The 2691-nt window shown below is 60.5% G+C and carries 4 protein-coding genes and 1 pseudogene; 2 read left to right on the forward strand and 3 right to left on the reverse strand.

Annotated features, from left to right (window positions below; all coding sequences use genetic code 11):
• Positions 1 to 234: pseudogene (locus RMO23_RS16130) on the reverse strand (ZIP family metal transporter); the annotation flags it as partial.
• A gap of 198 nt (positions 235 to 432) precedes the next feature.
• The gene (locus RMO23_RS16135) at positions 433 to 1344 is read right to left on the reverse strand and encodes a dienelactone hydrolase family protein (protein WP_309683645.1); all 912 of its coding nucleotides are present in this window, start codon (positions 1342 to 1344) and stop codon (positions 433 to 435) included.
• Positions 1345 to 1482: 138 nt separating this feature from the next.
• Between RMO23_RS16135 and RMO23_RS16140 the strand changes: the two genes are divergently transcribed.
• Positions 1483 to 1710 carry a type II toxin-antitoxin system PrlF family antitoxin gene (locus RMO23_RS16140; RefSeq protein WP_309683646.1) on the forward strand — a complete coding sequence of 76 codons (228 nt, stop codon included), beginning with the start codon at positions 1483 to 1485 and terminating at the stop codon, positions 1708 to 1710.
• Positions 1710 to 2054 carry a type II toxin-antitoxin system PemK/MazF family toxin gene (locus tag RMO23_RS16145; RefSeq protein ID WP_309683647.1) on the forward strand — a complete coding sequence of 115 codons (345 nt, stop codon included), beginning with the start codon at positions 1710 to 1712 and terminating at the stop codon, positions 2052 to 2054. Before RMO23_RS16140 ends, RMO23_RS16145 begins: the two co-directional genes overlap by 1 nt.
• Positions 2055 to 2373: 319 nt before the next feature.
• Here the strand turns inward: RMO23_RS16145 and RMO23_RS16150 are convergent.
• Positions 2374 to 2691 (reverse strand): transposase (locus RMO23_RS16150; protein WP_309683648.1); only part of this gene is annotated, 318 nt, incomplete at its 5' end.

Raw genomic sequence — 2691 nt, forward strand, 5'->3', positions numbered from 1 at the left:
AAAGAAAAACACCAGCCCGACCAGCAAGGTGGCAAACAGTTGCTGCGGGCTGATCGGGCTTTCAAACGCCTCGGGCAGCAAGTGCATGAAGGCCGTGGCCAGCAAGGCGCCGGCGGCCAGGCTCAGCATGTGCTGGGTGTAGCGGGCCAGCACGCCAAAGCTCAGTAGCGCCGCCAGCCATACGCTGCCAATGCCGGCGGCCAGGGTACCGATTAAAATTGCTATTAAAATCATAGCTGTCTATGCCCGTATTACCTGGGCAAGAGCCCGAAATGATGGATAAAAACCTGCCGTGGCTGGTCACCGGGAGAGTTCCCGGATTGCAAAACCCCGGGCGCGCAGTGTCTGCTCTCGGCCGGGGCTGGGCTTTTATATTAACAAGCGTGTCAAGAGGACCCCTTCCAAAGCCGCTCATGCGCCACCGCGGCGCCTTCAGGCCACGCCGTGGCCCCTGAACCAGGCCAGCGCGCGCCTGAAGCCGTCTTCGGCCGCGTCCTTGCGGTAGCTGGGGCGGTAGTCGGCGTGAAAGGCGTGGGGCGCGTCGGGGTAGACCACAAACTCCGACGCCCTGGCGGCGGCATTGCCCTGGTCCGCCGCTGCGGCCAGCGCGTCCTTCATCTGCTGCACGCTGGACAGCGCGATGCCGCTGTCCTGCCCGCCATACAGGCCCAGCACGGGCGCCTTCAGGCTGGCGGCCAGGTCCAGCGGGTGCTTGGGGTTCAGTGCCGACGGCGTGCCCGCCAGGCGCCCATACCAGGCGACGGCGGCCTTGAGGTTCTGGCTGTGCGCGGCATACAGCCAGCTGATGCGGCCGCCCCAGCAAAAGCCGGTGATGCCGGCCTTGCCGGTATCGCCGCCGTTGGCGCCGGCCCATTGCACCGCGCCGTCCAGGTCGGCCATGACCTGTTCGTCGGGCACCTTGCCGACGACCTCGGCCATCAGCCGGGCCAGCTCGTTGTAACTGCCGGGGTCGCCCTGGCGCGCAAACAACTCGGGCGCAACCGCCAGGTAGCCGGCCCGCGCAAAGCGGCGCACCACGTCGGCAATGTATTCATGCACGCCAAACACCTCATGCACCACCAGCACCACCGGCAGGCCGGTTTTGCCGGCGGGCGCGGCGTAAAACGCCGGCACCTTGAAACCATTGACCTCATAGCTGATTTCGCCGGTTTGGAGCCCGTCCGATGCGGTTTTGATGGCCGTCTGCGCCCGCAGGGGCAGCGCCGCCGCGGCGTAGCCCACGCCCAGCGCCACCTTGAGCGCGGCGCGGCGGCTGGCGCCGGCCTCGCTCGACTGTCCGGGCAAAAGCGCATTGAAGTCATTGGTCTGATCGTGATTGAGCATGGCGATTTTTTCAGAAAAGGATGCAAGAGTGGTGACGGCAAGCCGTCGGAGTCTATGCGCTTGCAGAAGTTCATGCCGACGCACTGCACAGGCTCTTCCTAAGATCGCTATACTTACATAAAGTAAGGACGTAATACTATGCTGCAAACTTCCAAACTCACCACCAAGTTTCAGACCACGGTACCCACCAGCGTGCGCAAGGCGTTGCAGCTCAAGGCGGGCGACATGGTGGGGTTCGAGATAGATGGGAACGAAGTCAGGCTGCGCCGCGCCTCACCGCTAGACCTGGCCTTCACGCAGGCGCTCGAAGGCACGCTGTCCGAGTGGTCCAGCCCGGCAGACGACCAGGCCTTCAAGGACTTGTGATGGCGGGCTTGAACTTTCAGCCCTTTGACGTGGTGGTGGTGCCGTTTCCCTTCACCGACCGCAATAGCGCCAAACGTCGCCCGGCACTGGTCTTGAGCAACGACTCGTTCAATCAAAAGACTCAGCACAGCGTGCTGGCCATGATTACCAGCGCCGAGAAATCAAACTGGCCCGGCGACTACCCCATCAAAGACTTGGAAACCGCGGGCTTGCCCACAGAGTGCTTGGTACGGTTCAAACTTTTCACGCTAGACCACCGTCTGGTCATTCGCAAGGCCGGCGTGCTGGATGCGGCCGACCAGAAAAAGCTACGCCTGGCGTGGAAGGGCATGCTGGCGGTATAGCATTGGCGAATAGTTCGCATCACTGCCTCTAGCCCGTCAACACATCCCAAACAAACGACATGACTACTGACGAATTCAAGGTTCCCTACGGCAGGCTCTCGAATGGGAAGCTTGTGAAGGCATTGATCTTGCGGAGCTCCCTCAGGCGACAACTTCTTGTTCCTTCAATCCAACGCGCCCCTAGGGCATTTGCCATTAGTTGAAACGGAAGAGATCAAAGCTGCAAAGTTACAGCACTCATCGGAGATCATCAACCGCATGTTGCGACATTTCTGATGCGATAACTCGTCGACTAAAGACGCCAAATCAGCCTAGTACATCAACACGCAAGTTTCGAAACATAGTGACGTCCAAGTTTTATATCTGCATCCTGTCGAGTGAATTTCCACTCGATGGTTCGCCGAAGGGCGTTTCGAGCTTGCTGCCAAGCCTCGACTTCTGATCGCAGCAGTTGCCGGCTGGCAATCCGTCGATCCAGGCACTGGCGGCTGAGGATGCCGATCTCAATTTCCGCCATGTTCAGCCAACTCGCGTGTTTGGGCGTGTAGTGAAACTGCACCCTGCGCAAGAGCTTTGTGGCCGCGCGCTGACCCAGCACATCGTCGAAGCACTTTCTGAAGTGAGTATTGAGGTTGTC

The organism is Polaromonas sp. (assembly GCF_031411155.1).
Taxonomy (GTDB): domain Bacteria; phylum Pseudomonadota; class Gammaproteobacteria; order Burkholderiales; family Burkholderiaceae_C; genus Polaromonas.